Here is a 19,824-nt window from a genome sequence, read left to right on the forward strand (position 1 = left end):
ACACCTTTCGTTGATCAAATCAGAAATCGATAGTCGGCCTGAGCCACGCACGGTGGGCTCGCTCATGCCACACGACGGGCGTCAGACCTTGGCCGGGTTCCAGAACTCGGGGATCTCCTGCGCCAGGTGGAAGCCGTCGAAGATAGGCATCGGCTCGAACGCGGCCATCGGCATCATGGGCTGGGGAAGCAGGCTGGCGGCGCCGTCGATCTTCAGCGTCTCGCCGGTGATGAAGGATGCAGCGTCGGTTAGCAGGAACGCCGTCGCTCCCGACACCTCACTCTCGGTGCCGATGCGTCCGGCCGGGATGCCTCGGGCCTGCTGGGCGATCCCCTCTCGCTGCTCCGGCGTGTAGGTGTCCATCCCACTGGAGAGGATGACCCCCGGGGCCACGGCGTTGACCCGTACGGCGTGGGAAGCCCATTCCAACGCCATGGTCTGCGTCAGGTTGACGACACCGGCGCGCGCGGCTCCCGTGTGGGCCATGAAGGGCATGCCGTTCCACATGTTCGCCACGATCGACACGATGGAGCCGCCGTGCGTCTGCATGGAGGATCGGTAGACGGCCCGGCTGACCAGGAACGTGCCCGTCAGGTTGAGGTCGATGACCGACCGCCAGCCGTTGGGTGAGATGTCCTCCACCGGCGCGGGGAACTGACCACCGGCATTGTTCACCAGACCGTCGATCCGCCCGTGCTTGTCCACCAGGGAACTGACAGCCCGCTCGACGCTGTCGGCGTCACGGATGTTCAAGGAGACGAAGTCGGCCTGGCCCCCGGCGTCCGCGATCTCTCGAGCAACCTGTTCGAGCGGCTCCGCGCGTCGGCCGGCCAACAGCGTCACTGCGCCCAGCGAGGCAACCTCGTGGGCGATGCAGCGCCCGATCCCCGTCCCACCCCCCGTCACCAGGATGACGCGGTCGGCCAGGCTGCCTTCGCGGAGAACGGACTTGAAAGAGGAGCTCATGATGGTGTGCCTCCAGGAGGTGTGGTTGCGGCAACGTCAGTTGCCATCAGGTGGGTGGACGAGTCGTGGTGTCGGCAAGGAAGTGCTGTCCTGGTCGACGGTGCCTGTCGGGGGCCAGAATCCGCGATCGCAGCGATGCGACGGCGAAGTCGCCACCCGGGGCACATCCGAGCGAGTGCCTCGGGGTCGTCTAAGACCGTTCAGCTCAGTGCGACAGCACCTTGTCCTTGTCGAGTCCCGCGCCCGTGAGCGCACGGACCTGGAGCTCGTCGAAGGATGCGTCGTCGATCTCCTCCTTGCTGAGCAGGCTTCCGACGATGCAGCCGATGAAGCCGAGCGGCATCGAGATCAGGATCGGGAAGCTCAACGGGAAGGGCGCCGTCACGGACAGCGAGTCCGAGATGAGCGGTGCCACTGTGGGCCAGAGCAGCGGTCCCAGCACGATGAGCACCAGCGAGCTGATGAGTCCGGTGAGTGAGCCGATGACCGCCCCGATGGTCCTCATCCGACGCCAGATCAGCGTCATGATCAGCACCGGGAAGTTCGCGCTCGCTGCGATCGACACGGCGAGCGTCGAGAGGAAGGTGATGTTCTGCCCACTTCCCAGCAGCAGCGTGACACCGACCGTGACCAGCACGATGCCGACCGCGGCGACTCGACCGACGGGGATCTCCTGCCGCTCCGGACGTCGGAATGCCTGCGACCACAGGTCGTGTGCGACGGCGCTGGAGGCACTGAGGACCAGCCCGGCCGACACTGCGAGAAGGGTCGCGATCGAGATCGCCACGACAAGTGCCAGCAGCAGGTCTGCACCGAACCCCTCACCTCCCCCGAGGAACACCGCCAGGGCTGGTAGTGCGAGGTTGCCGCCCGCACCAGCCTGCACGTTACCTCCGTCGCCCAGGGCAGCTCGGGCTGCCAGCCCGAGGAAGATGATCAGGACGTTGAACACGGCGATAAGGCTGATGGCCCAGATGGCCGACTTCCGCGCCTGGGCGGCATCCGGGACGGTGAAGAACCGCATGAGCACGTGCGGCAGCCCGACCGCGGACAAAGTGACGGCGACCGCCATCGAGATGATGTTCAGCGAGCTGCCGTAGGCGTTGCCGCTGGCGAAGTACGAGTCTCCGAGCGCCGACTGCACGGAGGCCAGGTGCGCCACCTGCAACGGGTTCGGGTCGATGCGGATGAGGACCAGGATTGCGAGCAGACCTACGACCGCCATCAGGGATACGGCCTTGATGATCTGCAACCACGTGGTGGCCAGCATCCCGCCGAAGAGGACGTAAGACAGCATCAGCACGGCCGAAACGACAACGCCCCATGTGAAGGCGATGCCGGTGAGCGCTTCCATCAGAACACCGCCCGCCACCATCTGCGCGAGCAGGTAGAAGACACAGATGAACAGTGTCGAGATCGCCGAGACGATACGTACCGGCCCCGCCTGGAGACGGGTGGCCAGCGCATCGGCGAACGTGAAGCGGCCGAGGTTGCGCAGCTTCTCGGCCATCATGAACAGCACCATCAGAAAGATCCCGCACACGATCGCCGCGTAGACGATGCCGTCCATCCCAGTCAGGAAGACCAGGCCGGAGATGCCCAGCAGGGACGCCGAGCTCAGGAAGTCACCGGCGATCGCGATGCCGTTCTTCCGACCGGAGATCGCTCCTCCAGCGGTCCAGAAGTCCGCAGCGGTCCTCGTGCGTTTCGCGGCGGTATAGGTCGCGACCAGCGTGACCGCCAGCAGCATCAATGTCACCACGACGGCGGTCGGGTTGAAGCCTTCAGGCATCAGCGGACTCCGCTCGCGAGGTGAACCTGGTTCCCGCAATTGCCCTGGCGGCCATCGCGTCCCAGACCCGCGCACGCTGCACGTACCAGAACGTAACCACCATGACGATCGTGATGTAGGCGAGTGCCAGAACCAGTCCGACGCTCAGACCGTCCACGATCTCACTGCCCATGGTCTGCTTCGCGAACGCACTCACCCCGATCAGGGTGGTGAATCCGGCCCCGAACAGCGTCCAGGCGACGGCGAAGAAGGCTCGTCTGTCCCTCCTCAGTGCCTGCATATCGGGGCTCGCCCACAGACGGGTCCAGTCGGTGTCGGTTGTTGTCGATGCCACAAGCGCTCCTCAGGTTGCCGGGAATGTGCCGCAGATCACTACCTCCGCACTGTAGGGCACTGTTCCATATATGGGCAAGCGTTTCATATATGAAACGCCTTCGGGCTGTCGAACGTCGAGTTCTTCGAGGGCATCGCGACAGGCGGTGCCCCCGCGTCGCGACTACTCGCGTAGGCCAGGAACGGCACGCCACCCTCGGGCGCCACGCGTCAAGGAACGGAAGGCTGAGCCGTGGGCCACCCCTCCGAAACTCGAGACACCGATTCCTCAGCCTGCCGTCACATGCGCATTGCAGCGCATCGCGATGCTCTGCATCATGGACCGAATGGGATCAAGCTCGTCCTCCTCGAACGAGTCCGAGAACCCCAGTGCGACAACAACGCCCTCGAGGTCGCCCCGCTGGTCCACCAGCGGGATCGACACGGCCAGGACTCCCGGTGCGTACTCCCCGCGCGAGACCAGGACGCCGTGCGGATCCAGTGCATCGCACTCGGCCAGGTAGGTCGCACGATCCGGGGTAACACGGGTGGCCGTGGTGGGAAGCACGGTCGGAACCATCGCATCGCGCTGCTCCGCATCGGCAAAGGCCACATACCACTTGCCGTACGACACTTGAAGAATCGGGAACCGGTTGCCCACCGAAACGTGCACGGTGCTGATCGCGGCGCCGTCAGACTTCGCGACGTACATCAGGCGATCGTCCGACACCCTCTGGACCAGGGCTGCGGTAAGGCCGCTGCGCTCAACGATCTCGGTCATCAACGGACGCGCTCGGTTGATAGCACTGTGCCCTTCCTCGGCCCGCGCACCGAGGACGACCGCAAAGAACCCGAGCGAATACCGCTTCGAATCCTCGCTGTAGGACACCAGACCGTGACGCGACAGCGTCAGCAGCACGCGAAGGCACGTGCTCTTGGGCACCTCCAGCGCCGACGCAATCTCGCTCAGCGTGCTTTGGCTCGTCCGATACCTGCTCAGGAACTCCAAGACTCGCGCTGCCGTATCCACGGCCGGCGCCAGATATTTCGACTCGTCCTTCACCAGATCCCATCCTTTCGAATATGAGACATTGTTCCACATATGAAACACATCTCGTGTGGTGTTCGTCCCGATCGTCGTGGCCGGAGTCGGCCTCGTGGCCGCAGTCGCGCGCGTCGAAACGACCTTCGCGCGTTTCCACAACCCACCGCAGAAGACGACGATCAGCAGTGCGACCCGCCTCAGGATGCCCCCTTCTATCAGGGCCTCACGGCCGCCGTTGGAGCCCCATGATGTAGTTGAATTTGTCCGACTGTTTGTAGAAGGCGACGATGATCGCCTTGGCTACCAGCGTCGACTTGTGCATCCCCAGGTCCCCGACACCACCAGTCGATGCTGAGTCCACTGGGGCTTAGACGCCCTGCCGTTTCCCGCCGGCCGCGGCGTGCAAGCAATGACCGGAGACCGCCCCAAGGACCGCGCTGAAATCAAGAGCCGCGAGAAACGGGATGGGATCCACGGAGTCCATGTGACCGGCGCTTGCCTCGGCGCCGCGCGGTTCGTAGCTGCCCATAGAATTGGATCGGGTACGACATCCACCAGCGAACAGGCCAGTACACACCTAGCTGGCGCCGAGGACTGACCGCTAAGCCTTGGGAGTCAGTTCTGACCATCGTCAAAACGGAAGCCCGCAGTTAGAGAGATCGCGCGCGACCCCCTGCGACAGGGTGCAGGGCGAACCCGGTCGGCTACCCAGCTCATCATTTATCGCGTAAACCATTGGGGTGGAACAAATGCAACTCTGACGTGACTAATTGTCATCGGCAATGAACCATGCCGAGTTTCATCTATGCTCGGCCGCCTCGCCGTCGATCTCGGGTGACGGATCGACGGCAAGGTCGTCGATATCGGCGAAGACCAGCCGCCCTCCTCATCCGAGCGCGATTACCGTCCCGAGGTCATGCGTGCTCGAATCCGGCGACACGGTGCACCGCTCGTGCTCGTCCAGGTACCCATATTCGTCCTCGTCCTCGTCCTCGTCCTCGTACGCACGCATCGCCCGTCCGATCACTGCTGCCTCGCCGATGACGAAGGCAACCGGGACTGCGATCACCATCGACGTCAGGGCGATCCCCGCATCGACAGCCAACCGCAGAATCCCGACACCACTAGCAAGATCCAACCTCATGAGCGAACCACCTTTTTCTCCTGAGGGGGCGGTCGGTACGGCGCACCAGTTGGGGGCGTCCTCCTCGCCATCACGAGGCGATGGCGCGCAGGTAGGGCAGCGTCTGATCGAATGCGTGCGTGACCGATTGCGGGCCTGGGCAGGTTGACGCCGGTGACGGTGGGGTAGTCCGCGATGAACATGCCGCCTTCTCGCACGGAGGGCAGGTCGGCGAAGCCGGGCAGGGATTCGAGATCGCGGGCGGCGCCGCCGTTGACGAGGATGATGACCAGATCCGAGTTGAGGGCGTCCAGGCGCTCGGGGCTGACCACCAGCCGGCCGGTGCCTGCGGCTTGCTCGGCCGCCGCGGGTGGCAGGCTCATCCCGAGCCGCTTGAAGAAGGAGGCTGCGCCGTCTTCAGGGTCGGCGATGATGACCAGTTCTTGCGTCCCGGGGAGGTATTGGGCAACGAGCGCTGTTTTCGCAGAGAGGTCGGGCGTTGGCTGAGTGGCGGGCGATGTCTTCGTCCTCGGCGGGTGTGCCGCCGGAGATTCCGACTGCGCCGAGCAGCGTGGGGCGGGTATGGCCGGGTAGGTGAATGCGGATGGGCAGTGCGCCCTGGACGGCGAGTACGTCGTCGACGACGGCGGTGAGTGCGCTCAGTGCGGGTCGCTCGGGGTTGGCGACGAATGTTTCCAGCTCCCCGGAGGGCCGGTTGAACAGAGCGGCGGCGCGGGCTTTCGCGGCGCTGACTGCGGTGGCCGCCACATGGATCCCGTCTTGGCGATGTTGCAGGATGACGTGCCCGCCGGGATCGACGACGGTGATCGCGATCGGCGTACCCAACCGGTGGGCATGGTCTTCTGCGGCGGCGGCAGCACTCGCCGCTTCGGCGAGGGTGAGGTGTCCGGTCATCGTGGCAGCAGCCCGCCGTCGAGGGTGATGACCTTGTTGGTCAGGTAGCTGTTGCGCAGCATGGTGATCGCCATGTCCGCGACCTCGTCGGGTTCGCCCAGTCTGCCGACGGGGATGGGCATGGGGAGCTTCCCTTTCCCTTCCGGGTCGGTCGGGAGAATTCGGGTGTTGCCGATCAGGGCGGGAGCGAGGGCATTGACGGTGACTCCGCTGCCGGCGACGCGGGGAGCGAGGAAATGGGTCAGCCCGTGCAGGCCGGCCTTGCTCGCGGCGTAGTGCGGACCGACGACACCGCCGTTGAGGGCGGCGATCGAGGAGATGAACAGCACGCGTCCGAAGCCGCGGTCGATCATGGTCGGCAGCGCCCGCTGGGCCAGGAGGAACGGGGCGGTGAGATTGACGGCGAGGGTGGTGTTCCATTGGTCGAGGTCGACCTGATCCCAGGGGGTTTGGGCGCCGACTCCGGCGTTGGCGATCACGATGTCGACCGATCCGAGCTGCTCGGTGGCCTGATCGACCAGCGCGGCGGGGACGGCCGGATCAGCGAGGTCGCCGGGAGCGAGCGCGACTCGCCGACCGAGGCTGCGGGCGTGGTCGGCGACCTGTGCGGCGTCGTCGACGTGACGGCCGTGGGCGAGAAACAGATCGGCGCCGTCGGCGGCGAGGCGCCGGGCTATGGCACCGCCGATCCCGCCGGAGGCTCCGGTGATCAGCGCGACGCGCCCTGCCAGGGGACCGGTCTGCGGGGTGGATTCTGTGGTGGTCATCAGAGGGGTCCTTCGGTAAATGGGGTGGGCAGTGGTTGTCGAGTCACCACAGCGCGGGCACGGGCTCGGAGACCAGGGCGATGGTGTCGATTGCGGTCATCTCGCTGGGCGAGAGTCGGAAGCCGAAGCCGAAGCCGAAGACGTCGATGTTGAGCGCGAGGCGCTGTGGTGAGGTGGATTTTCGGGATCACCACGACGTCGTGCTGGATGTGCCACCGCAGCACGACTTGGGCGGCGGTGACGCCGTGGCGGTCGGCGATGTCGGTCAGTACTGCGGCGGCCAGGTCGGTGGATTTGAGCGGAGCCCATCCCTCGGGGGTGACGCCGGTGGCGGCGCTCAGCTCGTCGATCTGGGCGAGGCTGTAGTTGCTCACCCCGATCGCGTGGACGGCGCCGCCGCGGCGGGCGTCGATGAATTTCTCCCAGGTCGCGGCCCTGGCGGCGCCGCCGGGTGGCCAATGCACGAGCCACAGGTCGAAGTAGTCCAGGCCGCTCTCCCGCAGGCTCTGCTGCAGTGTCTGCCGTTCGCGTCCGGCATCGGCCGGGGGCATCTTCGTGGTCACGAAGATCTCGGCCCGGTCGATCCCACTGTTACGGACCGCTCGTCCGACCGGTGCTTCGTTGCCGAAGAAGGTCGCGGTGTCGAGGTGACGGTAGCCGAGGTCGAGGGCGAGCCGCACCGCGTGGTAGGTGCCCTCGCCTGAGGTTTCCCAGGTTCCGAGGCCGAGGACCGGCATGGTCGTCCCGCTGTTGAGGGGAATGGTGTGTGTCATGCGTTCCTCCCTTGGTTCGGACTGCATGGATGTGGCAAGATTATCGATAATTCACCCACTGCGCTAGACCGCCGAACCGAGAGATATCGATAATCTGTTGGGTGACCCTCAACGAAAGGCCGAATCGATGCCTCCACGCCAGCCCCTGCGGGCGAAGATCCGCGAGTATCTGCTCGAACAGATACTCGACGGTGCGTACGAGCCCGGAGATCCCATCCGCGAGCTCGATGTGGCCGCGCGCCTCGAGGTCAGTCAGGCCCCGGTCCGTGAGGCACTGCGCGAGCTGGTCTCGACCGGGCTGGTGGAGTACGTCCCCAATCGGGGCACCAGGGTTCGCCGCATCGACTCCACCGAGTTGGAGCATTACTATCCGGTGCGCGCCGCTCTCGAAGGGTTGGCGGGCGAGTTCGCAGCCCCCTATCTCGCCGGTGCCGCCGAGCCGTTGTACGGCCGGGTCGACGAGATGGTCGAGGCCGCCGGCCGATCGGCGGTACTGGAGTTCGCACGGGCGAGTGCTGGTTTCCATCGGACGATCGTGGAGGCGGCGCACAATCGGGCCCTGTTCGACGCGTGGCAGGCACTCGGGATCGAGGTCCTCACCGCGGTGAGCCTGGCGACGACGGCAATTCCGTTGATCGACGCAGCCGCCGAGCACCGGCCCATCGCCGACGCCCTCGCAGCCGGTGACGGCAAACGTGCGGGGAACCTGCTGCGCAACCATGTCGGGGACTACGGGATCCGCGCGAAACGACCGGCCCGCCGCCCGGTGTCCGTGTCCGCTGGGGTGAAGACCGGACATGGTGAGTGAGACCTTGACAGTGAGCACCTCCGCCGCCTGGGACCGCTATCGGGCCGGGGAATACGAGGTCGCGCTCGCCCTGTTCGAGGCTGTGCTCGCCGGGGACGGGCGGGGCTACTCGGCGCTGATCGGGCGTGGTCGGTGCCAGCGCATGCTCGGGCAGATCGACGAGGCGATCGAAACCTTCACCCAGACATTTGTGCTGCATCCCGAGCAGGCACGGCCGATGGTCGAACGTGGCGCCCTGTACGTGCTGCAGGAGCGGTGGGCGGACGCCGCCGAGGACTACCAGGTCGCGTACCGGCTCGATCCGCACTATCCGGGATTCGCCGCGTACGTCGCCGAGCTCGAGCTGTATACCGGGCGCCCCCAGCACGCCCATGATCTGTCCGTCGCCGCCCTGGGTAGGGAACCCGACAACCTGATGCACAGCATCAACCTCGCCCACAGCCTGCTGCTGCTCGGCTACGGCACCGCGGCCCGACTGCAGTACGAGGAGATCGCGTCGACGTGGCATCCGCAGAAGCGGGCCTCCGGTGCGGCGATCGCCGCCAATGACTTGCGGTTGATGCGCGCTGCTGGGCTCACCGCGCCCGGGTTCGACGACATCGAGGTCATGCTCACCCGGAGAGTGTGACCGGCCGGGCTGCTCGGCCAGCGAGGATGCGGGGTGGGTGCGTGTAGAGATTCATGGTGTCCCCCCGCAGAAAGCCGATGAGGGTCAGGCCGGCATCGTCGGCGAGGTCGATGGCCAGCGACGAGGGTGCCGAGACCGCGGCGAGGACGGGGATGCCGGCCATGACGGCCTTCTGGGCGAGCTCGAACGAGGCGCGGCCGCTGACCAGCAGAACCCTGCCTCGCAACGGAATGCGGTCCTGTTCGACGGCCCAGCCGATGATCTTGTCGACGGCATTGTGCCGGCCGACGTCCTCCCGTACAGCCAGCAACTGGCCGTCGGCGGTGAACAGTCCGGCCGCATGCAGGCCGCCGGTGGAGTCGAAGACCTTCTGCGCCGCCCGCAGGGTCGCGGGCAGGGCGGCGACGGTGTCCGCGGCGACGACGACCGGGTCGTCGGCCGGGGAATGCCGGGAACGGGTCCGGATCGCCTCCAGCGACGCCTTCCCGCACACCCCGCACGAGGAGGTGGTGTAGAAGTTGCGTTCGAGACCGGTCTCCGGCAGGGATACTCCGGCGGCCAGATCGATGTCGAGGACGTTGTAGGTGTTGTGCCCGTTCTCGTCGAGGCTGTTGCAGTAGCGGATCGAGGTGATGTCCGACCGGCCGGTGATCACCCCTTCGGTGAGCAGGAAACCTTGCGCCAGTTCGATGTCGGAGCCGGGGGTGCGCATCGTCACCGCCAGCGGGGTGCCGTTGACCCGGATCTCGAGCGGTTCCTCGACGACCACGGTGTCCGGACGCGTCGACTGCCGGTCGGCGGTGATCCGCACGACCGGGGCGCGGGTGGTGACCCGGCCCATCACGGTCTCCGTTGCAGGCGGATCAGGATCGCTTTCGAGACCGGGGTGTTGGATTTGCGGGCCACGTGATCGAGCGGGACGAGGGGGTTCGTTTCGGGGTAGTAGGCGGCGACGTTGCCGACCGGGGTCGGGTAGGGCACCAGCCGGAAGTCGTTGGCTCGGCGCTCTTGCACGGTCCCGTCGGCGGCCTGCCATTCGGAGATCAGATCCACCCGGTCCCCGGCCGCGTACCCGAACGTCTCCAGATCGCTCTCGTTGACGAACAGCACCCGGCGGCCGTTCTTGATACCGCGGTAGCGGTCGTCGAGGCCGTAGATGGTGGTGTTGTACTGGTCGTGCGAGCGCATCGTCTGCAGCATCAACCGCCCGTCGGGGACCGGAAGCCAGCTCAGGTCGTTGACGGTGAAGTTCGCCTTGCCGGTGTGGGTTTCGAACCGGCGTTCGTCGCGCGGCGGGTGCGGCAATCCGAAACCGTCGGGCCCACGGACTTTGGTGTTGAAGTCCGCGAAGCCGGGGATGACGCGGGCGATCGAGTCGCGGATGCGGGCGTAGTCGACGGAGAACTCCGGCCAGGGGACCGGGTGATCCGGCCCGAACAGCGTCTGCGCGAGGCCGCAGACGATCGCAACTTCGCTGCGCAGGTGCTCACTGGCCGGTGTCAGGCCGCCGCGGGACAGGTGCACCATCGACATCGAGTCCTCGACCGTGACCTGCTGTTTTCTGCCGTTCTGGAGATCTTTGTCGGTACGCCCGAGTGAGGGCAGAATCAGCCCCGTCCGTCCGGTGACGAGGTGGCTGCGGTTGAGCTTCGTCGACACCTGCACGGTCAGCGCACACTTACGCAGGGCTGCCTCGGTGACCTCGGTGTCCGGGGTCGCGGACACGAAGTTTCCGCCCATCCCCATGAACACCGACGCCGTGCCGTCGCGCATCGCGCGGATGGAATCGACGGCGTCGAGGCCGTGCTCCCGCGGTGACCGGATGCCGAATTCGGTGTCCAATGCGGCAAGGAACGATTCGGGCATCTTCTCCCAGATGCCCATGGTGCGGTCACCCTGGACGTTGGAGTGGCCGCGGACCGGACAGACCCCGGCGCCGCGTTTGCCGATCATGCCCTGCATCAGCAGCAGGTTCACCGCGTCCTGGATGGTGGCGACCCCATGGGTCTGCTGCGTCAGGCCCATCGCCCAGCAGATGATCGTCTTCTTCGACGCAATCAACGCGTCCGCAGTGTCCTGGATCTGCTCGAATGTCAGCCCGGTCGCCGCGAGCACCGTGTCCATGTCGACCTGGCGGATGTGGGCCGCGTAATCCTCGAATCCGGCGCAGTGGGTGTCGATGAATTCCCGGTCCAGCACCGTGCCGGGGCTGCGGTCTTCCGCCTCGAGGAGGAGCCGGCCCAGGCCTTGGAAGAGGGCCTGGTCGCCGCCGATCCGGATCTGCAGGAACTCGTCCGCGATCTGGACGCCGTCACCGACGACGCCGTGCACCTTCTGCGGGTCCTTGAACCGCAGCAGGCCCGCCTCGGGCAGTGGGTTGATTGCGATCACCCTCGCCCCGTTGCCTTTCGATTTCTCCAGGGTGGAGAGCATGCGGGGATGGTTGGTGCCGGGGTTTTGTCCGGCGATCAGGATGAGATCGGCGTGCTCGAGGTCGGGGACGGACACCGACCCCTTGCCGATGCCGATGGTCTCGACCAGGGCGGTGCCGGAGGATTCGTGGCACATGTTCGAGCAGTCCGGCATGTTGTTGGTGCCGAACGCCCGGATCATCAGTTGGTACACGAACGCGGCCTCGTTGGAGGTGCGGCCGGAGGTGTAGAAGACCGCCTCGTGCGGGCTGGTCAGGGTGCGCAGCTCGTCGGCGATCAGGGTGAACGCCGCATCCCAGCCGATCGGCACGTAGTGGTCGGCGCCGGGTCTGAGCACCATCGGGTGCGTCAGCCGGCCCTGCTGACCGAGCCAGTAGTCGGTCTTGCCCAACAGCTCCGACACCGGGTGCGCGGCGAAGAAGTCCGGTGTCACCGTGCGGGTGGTCGCCTCTTCGGCGACCGCCTTGGCGCCGTTCTCACAGAATTCGGCGTGCTTGCGGTGCCCGGGGGTTTCCGGCCACGCGCAGCCGGGGCAGTCGAACCCCTTGCGCTGGTTCAGCTTCATCAGGGTGCGGGCGGTGCGCACCGGACCCATCTGCTCCATTCCGCGCTGCAACGACACCAATACCGCGGGAACCCCGGCGGCGTAGGACTTCGCGTGGGTGACGATGATGTCGTTCTCGTCGATGTCCTGGATGGGTCCGGCCATTCGGTGGGTGCTCCTGGTTCAGGGGTGTCTGCGGTGGGTGCGGCGCTCGTTCGCGCATGGCGACGAGACCGCCGAAGCCTGGTCCGACCGAGGGCCGGCGCTTCGCGAGTGGTGCTGTGGTGGTGCGGTCAGGCGTTGTCCCCCAGCAGGGTCGTGCGGACGTGCCGCAGATGCGCGCGCATCGCGGTGCGGGCGCTGTCCGGGTCCCGGTCGGCGATGGCTTCGACGATGTCCTCGTGCTCGCCGCAGTATTCGCGATGGAGTTCGGGGTTGAAGGTGCGTTTCTTCAGTCCGCCCCAGATCGGTTGTTGACGGCTGTCGATGAGGAGTTGGCTGACCCCGATGAGGACGATGTTGTGGGTGGCGAGTGCGAAGCTGTGGTGCAGCGCGGTGTCCCATCGTTCGAACTCTTCCGAGGATCGGGCGCCGTCACCGCCGCGCAGGCAGCGGCGCATTTCCTCGATGTCGTCGCGCGTTGCTGCGGCGACGGCGAGTGGGAGCAGTTCCGGTTCGAGGATGAGCCGCGAGCTCATGATCTCGCTGGGGCTGGGATGGTTCGCCGTCTCCGCGGCCGCGGATTCACTGGGGGCGAGGAACGTGCCCCGGCCGACGTAACGCACCACTGTTCCCCGGTTTTCGAGGTCCTCGAGTACAGAACGGATCACCGCACGGCTGACACCGGCCTCCGCGGCGAGCTCCCGCTCGGTCGGCAACTTGTCACCCGGGCCCAACTGCCGCTCGGCGACGAGGGCTTCGATGTGCCGCAGAGCGGCAGCCGTAGGTCCCACAGCCAGGGTCACGACAACTCCTCTCGACGAACCAATTCGAACCAATTATAGGGGCTTGGTTTACAGCTTTCCTGCCAACACTCGGAAAAATCAAGTGTTGACGATCACACCACCCTCGACCTATCGTAACCAATACGAACCGCAACCCGGTTTGGTTCACATTGGTTCATCAGGAGGTTTCATGCGCTTCGCGCGGATTCAAGGTAAGAACGGCGCGGTCGTCTGCGCTGTGGACGCGAACGGTGCTGCACTGCCCGTGCAGTTCGGTGACACCGGTGCCCCCGTGCGCGAGCTGCAGGAGATCATCGCCGGCGGCCAGGCCGCACTCGGCCGGCTGAGCACCAGCACCCCCGCCGAGGGCGGCAAGCTGCTCGCCCCCATCACCCCGCACCGCAACGTGTTCTGCGTCGGGCGGAACTACTCCGAGCACGCCGCCGAGTTCGCCAAGAGCGGGTTCGACGCGACCGGCTCCGCGGACGGCCAGCACGTGCCGCAGTACCCGGTGGTCTTCACCAAGCCCGCCGCCACGGTCATCGCCTCCGGCGATCCGGTCGACCCGCACACCGACATCACTTCGGCCCTGGACTACGAGGGCGAGATCGGCATCATCATCGGCAAGCGTGCCTCCAAGGTCAGCCGCGACGACGCGATGGACTACGTGTGGGGCTACACCCTCATCAACGACGTCACCGCCCGCGACCTACAGCGCGACCACAAGCAGTGGTTCATCGGCAAGTCCCTCGACACGTTCTGCCCGCTCGGCCCCTGGGCCGTCACCGCGGACGAGATCGACATCAACGACCTGCAGCTGCAGACCCGGGTCAACGGCGAGCTGCGACAGGACACCAACACCGCCCAGCTCATCTTCGACGTGCCGACCATCATCGAGACGCTCTCGGCCGGGATCACCCTCGAACCCGGTGACGTGATCGCGACCGGCACCCCGGTCGGTGTCGGTATCGGCTTCGACCCGCCGAAGTACCTGGTCGAGGGCGACGAGGTAATCGTCTCCGCGCCCGGCCTCGGCGAGCTGCGCAACAGCATCGGCATTCCCGCCGCGGTGGACCACCTCACCCCGGTCGGGACCAGCGAGCTGTTCGTCGAGAAGACCGGCAGCGGGCCGGCGGTCGTGCTGATCCACGGCCTCGGCGGTACGACCACCGTGTACGAGCCGCAGGTGGCGACGCTCGCCGAAACCCACACTGTGCTGCGCTACGACCTGTCCGGTCACGGCCGGTCCCCGTTCGCCGGGCCGGCGAGCATCGACAACTGGGTCGAGGAGTTGCGCGCACTGCTCGACGCGGAGGGCATCGACCAGACCGCCCTGGTCGCGCACTCGATGGGCACCCTGGTCGCGAACACGTTCGTCGCCAAATACCCGGAGCGCGTCAGCAAGGTTGCGCTCCTCGGCGCGGTCCGCGCTCAGCCGGAGGCAGCCAAGACCGCCACCCGCACTCGCGCCCGCACCGTCCGCGAAGGCGGCATGTCCGCCGTCGCCGACACCATCGTCGGAGCAGCGCTGTCGCAGGAAACGCACAGCACCCGCCCGGCGTCGGTGGCCCTGGTCCGAGAGCTGCTGCTCGGTCAGGACCCGGAGGGCTACGCGAGCGCCTGCGAGGCCCTCGCCGCCGCCGTCGAACCCGACTTCGCGTCGATCGACGTCCCGGTGCTGCTGCTCACCGGCGACGAGGACAAGGTCAGCCCGGTCGCGGTCAACGACGAACTGCTCTCGATCTACCCCAATGCCCAGAAGCACGTGCTCGACGGGGTGGGCCATTGGCACTCCCTCGAAGATCCCAGTGCTGTCACCAACCGGCTTCAGGAATTCCTGAACAAGCCCTGAGCTTCTCCCAGAAAGGAGTGGCGACAATGACGTCAGCCAACACCCCCGATCAGTCCATCCTTTTCACCAACGTTCGGATTTTCGACTCCACCGGCTCCGACCCGTACGAGGGTGAAGTGCTGGTCGAAGGCGAACGCATTGCCGAGGTCCGCAAGGGCACCGGAGATCTGCCTCGCGACGGCGCGAGGGTCATCGACGGCCAGGGCAAGTTCCTGATGTCGGGTCTGTGTGACGCTCACACCCACTTCTCCTGGGTCAACTCCGCCGACCTGCCCGGTCTCGGGACGATGGGCGTCGAAGAGCACACCCTGCTGTGTGCCCGCTCGGCGCAGACCTACATCGATTCCGGCTACACCATGTGCGTCGGCGCCGCGGCCGCCAAGCCGCGACTCGATGTGGTCATCCGCAACGCCATCAACGCCAGCCAGATCCCCGGCCCCCGCTACCTGGCGAACTGTCAGGAGATCGCGGTCACCGGCGGCGCACTGGTCAAGGGCATCACCGCCTTCGCCGACGGTCCCGAGGAGATGCGCAAAGCCGTCCGGCGCAACGTCGACCTGGGTGCGGACCTGGTGAAGCTGAGCATGTCCGGCGAGGAGATCACCGGCAACCAGCACGCCGAGGACAACTACTTCTCGGACGAGGAAACCCTCGCCGCGGTCACCGAGGCGCACCGCCGCGGACTGCGGGTGTGCTCCCACGCCCGGTCCGGGGAGAGCGTGAAGATGTCGCTGCGCAACGGCGTCGACATCATCTACCACGCCTCCTTCACCGACGAGGAAGGTCTGGACATGCTCGAAGAGCAGAAGGACCGCATCTTCGTCGCACCCGGGCTGAACTGGCTGGTCGCCACCCTGCACGACGCCGAAGCGTTCGGGTATCCCCCCGAGGCCGCCGAAGCTGCCGGATACCAGCACGAGCTCGACTGTGCGATCGAGGCGCTGAAGAAGATGAAGGAACGCGGCATCCGGGTGCTGCCCGGCGGCGACTACGGCTTCGCGTGGACCCCGCACGGCACCTACGCCCGCGACCTGCAGCACTTCGTCGAACTGCTCGAGTTCTCCCCAAAGGACACGCTGCTCTCGGCCACCGCCCTCGGTGGGCAGATCATGCGGATGCCCGACGACCTCGGGCAGGTCAAGGCCGGGTTCTACGCGGACATGATCCTCATCGACGGTGACCCGCTCGAGGACATCACCATCCTGCAGGACCAGTCCAAGATCGTGGGCATCATGAAGAACGGTGCCTTCCACAAGGACCCGGGCTCCGGACAGTCGGCGCGCCCGGCCGAACTCAGCGAAACCCACCGGGGCACCCCCATCCCCGCATAGGAATTCGCTGACCGTCGGCGGTCGGCGGGGTGGGGAGCGTGGCGCACCCACCCCGCCGGCCGGCCGCGGGCAACCACGTCCGCCGATATTCGTGTGCCCGGCGGCGGACCGTCACCGGGTCCCCGGAGGAGAACCACCATGCCGTCGACTCTGCTCTCGCGGCAGCAAGCCAAGCTCACCGCCGTCACCGAATTCTGGGACTGGCAGCTCCACGCCCGATGCCGCACCACCGGTTCGGCCACCTTTTTCGCCCCCGACGGCGAACCCGCCGGACAACGGATCCGCCGCGAGAACGCGGCCAAGAAGATCTGCGGCGACTGCCCGGTGCGGCCGCACTGCCTCGCCCATGCCCTGGGCACCCCCGAACCGCACGGGGTATGGGGCGGAATGACCGAACGCGAACGCGCCGGGACGAAGAACCCCACCACCGCCCGGTCCGCACCGCTCGCTTCCTGAGTTACCCACCCACCCGATCCGGTGCCTGCGCCTGCGGCGTCCGCACCAGCGTCGACGCCCACACGACGGTCGCTCCGGCAATGCCGCGTTACGCGCGCCCCTGTCGAGGCCGGCCGTGCCGAATTCAGCGAAGGACTATTTCGATGTGCAACCTCATCCATGAGGCTCACCAACATTCGCTTTCCCGCCGCGGACTGCTCGCGGGCGTCATGGCCCTCGGGACCGCGACCGCGCTGGCCGGATGCTCCTCGGCCGACACCACCACCTCCGAGGCGTCTACCGGCAGCTTCGCGTACGTCGACAACGCACGCTCGCACCGCACCCGCCTGGTCCTGCTCGGCACCGCCGGCGGCCCGATGACTTGGATCGCCCCCCACAACGGCACCGACCAGACCCGCCACGGCATCGCCACCGCGCTCGTCGTCGACGACGCGATCTATCTGGTCGACTGCGGAATGGGCGTCGCACACCAACTTCGGCTGGCCAACCTCGGTAAGGAGGGCGACTTCCACGGCTACGAGGGACTGCGCAGTGTCTTCCTGACGCACCTGCATTCCGATCACACCATGGACTACTTCAACGTCGTGCTCTCCGGCTGGTACCAGGGACTTCCCGGTCCGGCACCGGTCGAGGTGTACGGGCCCGGTGACCGGGGTGCCCTGCCCCCGATCTCCGGCAACACCGACGTCCCGGTGATCAACCCCGAGAACCCGACACCGGGCACGGTGGACATGACCAACTACCTCACCCAGGCATTCGCCACCGACATCAACGACCGGCTCCGCGACTCCGGTAAACCCGGTCTCGACAAGCTCATTCGCACCCACGACATCCCGATTCCCGCCGAAGTTGGGGCCCGGGCCAACGACAACCAGTTCCCGGTCATGGACCCGTTCCTGGTCATGGAGGACGACCGCGTCCGGGTGACCGCGACCCTCGTCGATCACGGCGCCGTCTATCCCGCATTCGCGTTCCGCTTCGACACCGACGACGGATCCATCGTCTTCTCCGGCGACACCGCACCCACGCCCAACCTGATCACGATGGCCACAGGCGCCGACGTCCTCGTCCACGAGGTGATCGACGCCGACTGGGTCAAATCACTCTACGGCGAACCGCCGTACAGCCCGGAAGAGGAAGGGTTCATCGAACACCTCCTGCACTCGCACACCACGATCGAGCAGGTCGGTCCGGTCGCCGAGGAGGCCGGGGTGAAAACACTGGTCCTCTCGCATCTCGCGCCGGGAAACAACCCGACCGAACGGTGGCAGGCCGCGGCCGCCGGTTTCTCCGGCGACCTGATCGTCGGCGAAGACCTGATGGAGATCGGCGTCGGAGAGCGCACCAGTTGATCGATACCGTGCTCCTGCTCGGGGCGGCGGTCGCCGCAGCGGTGATGGTCGGCGCCGTCCTGCAGCGGCTCAGCGGTACCGGTCTCGCGCTCGTCTCCGCCCCGCTGCTCACGCTGCTCCTCGGCCCCGCAACGGGGGTGCTGCTGGTCAACATCTGCAGCATCTGTTCGGCCGCACTGATCTTCGGTGTCGTGCGCCGCGACGTGGACTGGCGCCGGTACCGGATGCTGACCGCGGCGGCGACCCTCGGCGTCCTACCCGGCGCCGTGCTGGTCGCTGCGGTCCCGGCGTCGTGGCTGGCCCTCGTTGTCGGGGTCAGCGTCCTCGTCGGGCTCACCGCCACTGTGCTGGCTCGTCGGCGCCTGTGTCACCACGGCGATCGCCGAACCCCGGTGGTGGCTGCGGGTTTCGTATCCGGACTGATGAACACCACCGCCGGGGTCGCCGCACCCCCGGTGACGATCTACGCGCTCGCCACCCGGTGGCCACAACAAGCCTTCGCCGCGACCCTGCAACCGTTCTTTTTCACGGTCGCCGGCCTGTCGATGGCCACCAAACTCGCGTCCGGTGGAGCCGTCCACATCGATCCGAGACTGGGTCTGACCGCGGCCGCCGCCCTGTTGGTCGGCGTCAAGATCGGCAGCACCCTGACCGGCCGGGTCGACCCGGCCCACGCCCGCACGGTTGCCGTCGCCCTGGCCTACGTAGGGGCGGCGGCCACCGTGCTGCGGGCAGTCACCTCGCTCTGAGCACCCTCCGGCCGGCACCGGTCATCGACGTGTCCCGGCAGCCGGCAAACCCAGCGGGACTAGTTCACCCCGGATTCGACGACGCCCGGGGGCGGGCTCAGCGGCTTGTCCGAGTCCACAGGGGGGACTGAACCGGTATCGAGCGCGGTAATGGAGTCGACCTCGTCCGCCGTGAGGGCGAAGTCGAAGACATCGATGTTCGCTGCGATCCGCCCGGGGTTCGCCGACTTCGGGGTGGCGACCAGGCCGAGATCCATGTGCCAGCGCAGGACCACCTGTCCGGGCTGCTTGCCGTACTTGCGGGCGAGATCGGTGATAGCCGGAATCTCCAGGAGATCGGTTCCGGGCCCGAGGGGACTCCACGATTCGGTGACGATCCCCTGTTCCCGGTGGTAGGCGCGTTCTTCCGGTCGGTTGGTGCGCGGGTTCAGTTCGATCTGATTCACGGCAGGAACGATGCCGGTTTCAGCGATCAACCGATCGAGGTGTGCAGGCTTGAAGTTCGACACGCCGATCGCACGAATCCGTCCGTCCTCCTGCAGCTTCGCCAACGCCCGCCAGGTCTCGACATAGCGATCGAGAAACGGCATCGGCCAGTGAATGAGGTACAGGTCGAGGTAGTCGAGTCCGAGCTCGTCCGACGACCGATCGAACGCCCGCAGGGCGTTGTCGTACCCGTGGTCGCAATTGTGCAGTTTGGTCGTGACGAAGACCTCCTCCCGGGGAAGGCCCGACTGACGGACCCCGCGGCCGACCGCGGCTTCGTTGCCATACGCGGCGGCAGTGTCGACCAACCGGTAGCCCTGCGTCAGGGCGGACTCGACCGCGCGTTCTGCTTCGGCGTCTTTCATCGGCCACGTCCCGAGGCCGAGGCGCGGCATGGACACGCTGCCGGAAAGATTAACGGTGGGTGCAGAGGCAACAGTCATCTGGGCTAGCTCCAATACCGTTTACTTAGAATCACACGGCTGTTATTCTCGAGCCCGTGCCACGTGTGGGATGGGTGAAGCCGAGCAGTGATCAGCGGTTGTCTGA

Annotated in this window: 20 protein-coding genes; 7 read left to right on the forward strand and 13 right to left on the reverse strand. The window is 66.6% G+C overall.

Annotated elements, in window-relative coordinates:
• Window positions 1-81: 81 nt before the first annotated feature.
• The 9 genes from ACFWAY_RS40415 to ACFWAY_RS40455 form a co-directional block, all read right to left on the reverse strand.
• Entirely contained in the window at window positions 82-966 is an 885-nt protein-coding gene (locus ACFWAY_RS40415; protein WP_378455526.1) for an SDR family oxidoreductase, read from the reverse strand.
• 205 nt (window positions 967-1,171) lie between these two features.
• Window positions 1,172-2,758 carry a cation acetate symporter gene (locus tag ACFWAY_RS40420; protein WP_378514503.1) on the reverse strand — a complete coding sequence of 529 codons (1,587 nt, stop codon included), beginning with the start codon at window positions 2,756-2,758 and terminating at the stop codon, window positions 1,172-1,174.
• Window positions 2,751-3,092 carry a DUF485 domain-containing protein gene (locus tag ACFWAY_RS40425; RefSeq protein ID WP_378455524.1) on the reverse strand — a complete coding sequence of 114 codons (342 nt, stop codon included), beginning with the start codon at window positions 3,090-3,092 and terminating at the stop codon, window positions 2,751-2,753. The genes ACFWAY_RS40420 and ACFWAY_RS40425 overlap by 8 nt, the downstream gene beginning before the upstream one ends.
• Before the next feature lie 267 nt (window positions 3,093-3,359).
• Window positions 3,360-4,133 carry an IclR family transcriptional regulator gene (locus ACFWAY_RS40430; RefSeq protein ID WP_378455523.1) on the reverse strand — a complete coding sequence of 258 codons (774 nt, stop codon included), beginning with the start codon at window positions 4,131-4,133 and terminating at the stop codon, window positions 3,360-3,362.
• 868 nt (window positions 4,134-5,001) lie between these two features.
• Window positions 5,002-5,259, reverse strand: a complete 258-nt coding sequence (locus ACFWAY_RS40435) for a hypothetical protein (protein WP_378514504.1) — start codon at window positions 5,257-5,259, stop codon at window positions 5,002-5,004.
• Window positions 5,256-5,621, reverse strand: a complete 366-nt coding sequence (locus ACFWAY_RS40440; RefSeq protein ID WP_378514505.1) for a hypothetical protein — start codon at window positions 5,619-5,621, stop codon at window positions 5,256-5,258. The genes ACFWAY_RS40435 and ACFWAY_RS40440 overlap by 4 nt, the downstream gene beginning before the upstream one ends.
• A gap of 34 nt (window positions 5,622-5,655) precedes the next feature.
• Window positions 5,656-6,153 (reverse strand): heme-binding protein, encoded by a 498-nt coding sequence (locus ACFWAY_RS40445; RefSeq protein WP_378455521.1) that lies wholly within the window; start codon window positions 6,151-6,153, stop codon window positions 5,656-5,658.
• Window positions 6,150-6,920 carry an SDR family NAD(P)-dependent oxidoreductase gene (locus tag ACFWAY_RS40450; protein WP_378455520.1) on the reverse strand — a complete coding sequence of 257 codons (771 nt, stop codon included), beginning with the start codon at window positions 6,918-6,920 and terminating at the stop codon, window positions 6,150-6,152. Before ACFWAY_RS40450 ends, ACFWAY_RS40445 begins: the two co-directional genes overlap by 4 nt.
• The gene (locus tag ACFWAY_RS40455) at window positions 6,920-7,693 is read right to left on the reverse strand and encodes an aldo/keto reductase (RefSeq protein ID WP_378514506.1); all 774 of its coding nucleotides are present in this window, start codon (window positions 7,691-7,693) and stop codon (window positions 6,920-6,922) included. Before ACFWAY_RS40455 ends, ACFWAY_RS40450 begins: the two co-directional genes overlap by 1 nt.
• A 127-nt stretch (window positions 7,694-7,820) precedes the next feature.
• Between ACFWAY_RS40455 and ACFWAY_RS40460 the strand changes: the two genes are divergently transcribed.
• Both ACFWAY_RS40460 and ACFWAY_RS40465 read left to right on the forward strand, forming a co-directional pair.
• Complete coding sequence (locus ACFWAY_RS40460; RefSeq protein WP_378514507.1) at window positions 7,821-8,501, forward strand: GntR family transcriptional regulator; 681 nt, start codon at window positions 7,821-7,823, stop codon at window positions 8,499-8,501.
• Window positions 8,502-8,511: 10 nt separating this feature from the next.
• Window positions 8,512-9,129: a tetratricopeptide repeat protein gene (locus tag ACFWAY_RS40465; RefSeq protein WP_378455517.1), complete on the forward strand. Its 618-nt coding sequence runs from the start codon at window positions 8,512-8,514 to the stop codon at window positions 9,127-9,129.
• Here the strand turns inward: ACFWAY_RS40465 and fdhD are convergent.
• The 3 genes from fdhD to ACFWAY_RS40480 form a co-directional block, all read right to left on the reverse strand.
• Entirely contained in the window at window positions 9,113-9,970 is an 858-nt protein-coding gene (gene fdhD, locus ACFWAY_RS40470) for a formate dehydrogenase accessory sulfurtransferase FdhD (protein ID WP_378455516.1), read from the reverse strand. The genes ACFWAY_RS40465 and fdhD overlap by 17 nt on opposite strands.
• Window positions 9,970-12,270, reverse strand: coding sequence for an FdhF/YdeP family oxidoreductase (locus ACFWAY_RS40475; protein WP_378514508.1), 2,301 nt, complete (start codon window positions 12,268-12,270; stop codon window positions 9,970-9,972). The genes fdhD and ACFWAY_RS40475 overlap by 1 nt, the downstream gene beginning before the upstream one ends.
• A 128-nt stretch (window positions 12,271-12,398) precedes the next feature.
• Window positions 12,399-13,070 carry a FadR/GntR family transcriptional regulator gene (locus tag ACFWAY_RS40480; RefSeq protein WP_378514509.1) on the reverse strand — a complete coding sequence of 224 codons (672 nt, stop codon included), beginning with the start codon at window positions 13,068-13,070 and terminating at the stop codon, window positions 12,399-12,401.
• A gap of 169 nt (window positions 13,071-13,239) precedes the next feature.
• Here ACFWAY_RS40480 and ACFWAY_RS40485 point away from each other — a divergent pair, with 169 nt between their 5' ends.
• The 5 genes from ACFWAY_RS40485 to ACFWAY_RS40505 all read left to right on the forward strand — a co-directional run bounded on the left by ACFWAY_RS40485 (window position 13,240) and on the right by ACFWAY_RS40505 (window position 18,789).
• Window positions 13,240-14,901 carry an alpha/beta fold hydrolase gene (locus ACFWAY_RS40485; RefSeq protein WP_378514510.1) on the forward strand — a complete coding sequence of 554 codons (1,662 nt, stop codon included), beginning with the start codon at window positions 13,240-13,242 and terminating at the stop codon, window positions 14,899-14,901.
• 26 nt (window positions 14,902-14,927) lie between these two features.
• Entirely contained in the window at window positions 14,928-16,232 is a 1,305-nt protein-coding gene (locus ACFWAY_RS40490) for an amidohydrolase family protein (RefSeq protein WP_378514511.1), read from the forward strand.
• Between the two features lie 138 nt (window positions 16,233-16,370).
• Complete coding sequence (locus ACFWAY_RS40495; protein WP_378455511.1) at window positions 16,371-16,688, forward strand: WhiB family transcriptional regulator; 318 nt, start codon at window positions 16,371-16,373, stop codon at window positions 16,686-16,688.
• Between the two features lie 143 nt (window positions 16,689-16,831).
• Window positions 16,832-18,040, forward strand: coding sequence for an MBL fold metallo-hydrolase (locus ACFWAY_RS40500; protein WP_378455510.1), 1,209 nt, complete (start codon window positions 16,832-16,834; stop codon window positions 18,038-18,040).
• Window positions 18,037-18,789, forward strand: coding sequence for a TSUP family transporter (locus ACFWAY_RS40505; protein WP_378514512.1), 753 nt, complete (start codon window positions 18,037-18,039; stop codon window positions 18,787-18,789). Before ACFWAY_RS40500 ends, ACFWAY_RS40505 begins: the two co-directional genes overlap by 4 nt.
• Before the next feature lie 59 nt (window positions 18,790-18,848).
• Here ACFWAY_RS40505 and ACFWAY_RS40510 read toward each other — a convergent pair whose 3' ends face one another.
• Entirely contained in the window at window positions 18,849-19,718 is an 870-nt protein-coding gene (locus ACFWAY_RS40510) for an aldo/keto reductase (RefSeq protein ID WP_378514513.1), read from the reverse strand.
• Between the last annotated feature and the right edge of the window lie 106 nt (window positions 19,719-19,824).

It is taken from the genome of Rhodococcus sp. NPDC059968 (assembly GCF_042738615.1).
Lineage (GTDB): Bacteria > Actinomycetota > Actinomycetes > Mycobacteriales > Mycobacteriaceae > Rhodococcus_F.